Below are 3189 nucleotides of genomic sequence, written 5' to 3'. Positions count from 1 at the left end.
GATCGCCAAGTCGGCATTGGAAACCGCCCTGCTCGACGCCCAGGGCAAGCGTCTGGGCCTGCCGATGTCGGATCTGCTGGGCGGTGCCTGCCAGCCCCACCTGCCGGTGCTCTGGACCCTGGCCAGTGGCGACACCCGCAAGGACATCGATGAGGCCTTCCAGCGCCTCGAGGAGCGCCGCCATCGTGACTTCAAGCTCAAGATCGGCGCCAACCCGGTGGATCAGGACGTCAGGCACGTGGCGGCCATCAAGGAGGCCCTGGGTGAGCGCGCCAGCGTGCGGGTCGACGTCAACCAGGCCTGGGACGAGTCCACGGCGGTGCGTGGCATCGCCGCCCTGCAGGACGCCGGCATCGAGCTGATCGAACAGGCCATCCCGGCCCGTGAGCACGCCGGACTGATTCGCCTGGCCAACCGCTTCCGGGTGCCGATGCTGGCCGACGAGGCGGTACAGGACGCCCGTGACGGCTTCGACCTGGCAGCCGGCGGCTTCAGCGGCGCCTTTGCCCTGAAGATCGCCAAGGCCGGCGGTCCCCTGGGAGCCATCGAGCTGGCCCAGGTGGCCCGGGCCGCGGGGATCGGCCTCTACGGCGGCACCCTGCTGGAGGGCACCATCGGCACCGCCGCCTCCCTGCATGCCTGGGCGGTTCTACCGGAGATGGCCTGGGGCACCGAGATGTTCGGCCCGCTGCTGCTCAAGGACGACATCGTCGCCGAGCCGCTCCACTACCACGACTTTGGCGTCGACCTGCCGACCGGCCCTGGCCTTGGCATCACCCTGGATGAAGAGAAGCTGGCCCATTACACCCGCCAGTGATCGGGGCGGCCACGCGAAGCGATACGCAACCGGAGGAGAGCCCCATGCTGTTTCAGCCGGAAACCAACGACAATCCATGAGGACACCATCATGACCGTGAAGATCTTCGATACCCCGGAAGTCCAGGACTTCCTCAAGACCGTCGCCGGCTTCGAGCAGCCGGGCGGCAGCGAGCGCGCCAAGCAGATCCTGCACCGCCTGCTCGCCGACCTCTACCGGCTGATCGACGACTTCGACGTCACCCCGGAGGAGTTCTGGTCGGCGGTGAGCCTGATGAACGAGCTCGGCAAGGGTACCCAGTTCGGGCTGCTGGCCCCGGGGCTGGGCTTCGATCACTACCTGGACATGCGCCTGGATGCCGAGGACGAGGCGCGCGGCCGGACCGGCGGTACCCCGCGGACCATCGAGGGCCCCCTCTACGTGGCCGGCGCCCCGGTGGCCGAGGGCGAGGCGCGCCTCGACGACGGTAGCGACACCACCAGCGAGGTGATGTGGCTGACCGGCCAGGTGCGCGACGTGAACGGAAACCCCATCGCCGGGGCCCAGGTGGAGGTGTGGCACGCCAACGCCAAGGGAGGCTACTCCTTCTTCGACCCCTCCCAGTCCCAGTACAACCTGCGTCGCACCATCACCGCCGACAGCGATGGCCGCTACCGGGCGCGCAGCATCATTCCCTCCGGCTATGGCGTACCGGAAGGCAGCCCCACCGACCAGGTGCTCAAGCTGCTCGGCCGCCACGGGCAGCGTCCGGCGCATATCCACTTCTTCATCTCGGCGCCGGGCCATCGCCACCTGACCACCCAGATCAACCTGGCCGGCGATCGCTACACCTGGGACGACTTCGCCTTCGCCACCCGCGAGGAGCTGGTGGTGGATGCCAAGCGCATCGAGGACGCCCAGGAAGCGCGGCTGCGCGGCCTGGACGGCCCCTTCACCGAGGTAGTGTTCGACGTGGAGCTGGCCGCCACCGACGACGCTGAGCAGCAGGTGCGCCACAAGCGCCCCCGCGCCCTCGAGGCAGCCTGATCGAGCGGGCCCGGCTCCTCGCGGCCGGGCCCAGGCTCCCCCCATAACGACAAGAGTGAAACTCCCATGACGACCTTCAAGACTCTTCTGGTCACCGCCGTGGCCGCGACCCTCTCGGTGAGTGCCCTGAGCGCTCAGGCCCGCGACTTCCGCCTGGGGCTGATCACCCCGCCCCAGCACCTCTGGTCCACCGAGGCCGAGGCCTTCGCCGCGAGCCTGCATGAGCGCTCCGGCGGCGAGCACAGCGTCAGCGTCTTCCCGGCTCAGCAGCTCGGCAACGAGGCGCAGATGGTCCAGCAGCTACAGACCGGCGCGCTGGACATGGCCTTCCTGACCATCGCCGAGATCTCCAATCGCATTCCCGACTTCGGCGCCCTCTACGCCCCCTACCTGGTGGACGGGGTGGACCATGCCGCGGATCTGCTGCGCTCCGGCGCCGCCGCCATCGCCGACTGGGAAGCCACCTGGGGCGATAAGGCCCCGAGGCTGGCGATGCTTCGTGAGGAAGCCGACCGTCTGCGTAAATGAGGGTGACGCCATGCTGTCACGACTTTCCGACCAACTGGCCCGAGGCGAGGAAATCGCCGCCGCCGCCCTGGCGGCGGCGGTCACCCTGCTGATCCTGGTCAATGTGGCCTTCCGGGCCGCCGGCAGTCCGCTCTACTGGATCAGCGAGCTGGCCATCTACGCCATGATCTGGATGACCTTCCTGATTGCCAGTGCGGTGCTCAAGCGTCGCCAGGGTATCGCCGTGACCCTGGTCGTCGATCTGTTGCCCTCCTCGTTTCAGCGTCTGGTCGGCCTGGGCGTCGACCTGATGGTGGCGGGCTTCGCCCTGGCGCTGCTGTGGCTCTGCTGGCGCTGGTACCAGCCGCTGGCCCTGTGGCAGGCCGGCTTCGATATCCAGACCTTCCAGGGCGAGACCTTCAACTTCATCTACGCCGAGAACACCTCGACGCTGGGTATCAAGAAGTTCTGGGCATGGCTGATCCTGCCCTAGTTCGCCGCTTCCCTGCTGCTGGGGCGCTATCTCTATGGTGACCTGAAGTTCGCCATGCTGCCTATAGTGTTGCAGCGCACCGCGGTGAACGCGGGGCTGGTGATCATGCTGATCGCCGCCGCCGGGGTCTTCGGCTGGGTGATCGTCTACGAGCGGCTACCGCAGATGGCCGCGGCCTGGATCGCGGCGCTGACCACCGATCCCTTCGTCTTCCTGCTGCTGCTGGTGGGGGTGCTGCTGCTGGTGGGGATGATCGTCGATGGCATCGCCGCGCTGATCCTGGTGGTGCCGATCCTGCTGCCCATCGCCACCCAGCAGTTCGACATCAGCCCTTACCAGTTCGGGG

Annotated in this window: 5 protein-coding genes; all 5 read left to right on the top strand. The window is 67.9% G+C overall.

Annotated elements, in window-relative coordinates; all coding sequences use genetic code 11:
• Positions 1-817, top strand: an 817-nt coding sequence (locus J5F18_RS18205; protein ID WP_346299939.1) for a muconate/chloromuconate family cycloisomerase, incomplete at its 5' end; no start/stop codon positions are given.
• Between the two features lie 90 nt (positions 818-907).
• Positions 908-1843 (top strand): catechol 1,2-dioxygenase, encoded by a 936-nt coding sequence (catA, locus tag J5F18_RS18200; RefSeq protein ID WP_346299938.1) that lies wholly within the window; start codon positions 908-910, stop codon positions 1841-1843.
• Between the two features lie 66 nt (positions 1844-1909).
• Positions 1910-2371, top strand: a complete 462-nt coding sequence (dctP, locus tag J5F18_RS18195; RefSeq protein WP_346299937.1) for a TRAP transporter substrate-binding protein DctP — start codon at positions 1910-1912, stop codon at positions 2369-2371.
• Between the two features lie 10 nt (positions 2372-2381).
• Complete coding sequence (locus J5F18_RS18190; protein ID WP_346299936.1) at positions 2382-2843, top strand: TRAP transporter small permease subunit; 462 nt, start codon at positions 2382-2384, stop codon at positions 2841-2843.
• Between the two features lie 54 nt (positions 2844-2897).
• Positions 2898-3189, top strand: a 292-nt coding sequence (locus J5F18_RS18185) for a TRAP transporter large permease subunit (protein WP_346299935.1), incomplete at its 3' end; no start/stop codon positions are given.

This window comes from Halomonas sp. BM-2019, from assembly GCF_017584085.1.
The sequence above is the reverse complement of the archived record's forward strand: the minus strand, read 5'-3'. Positions and strand labels throughout refer to the sequence as shown.

Coding starts and splice junctions, on each gene's coding strand:
- catA (WP_346299938.1), top strand. CDS start 908: ATGACCGTGAAGATCTTCGATACCCCGGAAGTCCAGGACTTCCTCAAG.
- dctP (WP_346299937.1), top strand. CDS start 1,910: ATGACGACCTTCAAGACTCTTCTGGTCACCGCCGTGGCCGCGACCCTC.
- J5F18_RS18190 (WP_346299936.1), top strand. CDS start 2,382: ATGCTGTCACGACTTTCCGACCAACTGGCCCGAGGCGAGGAAATCGCC.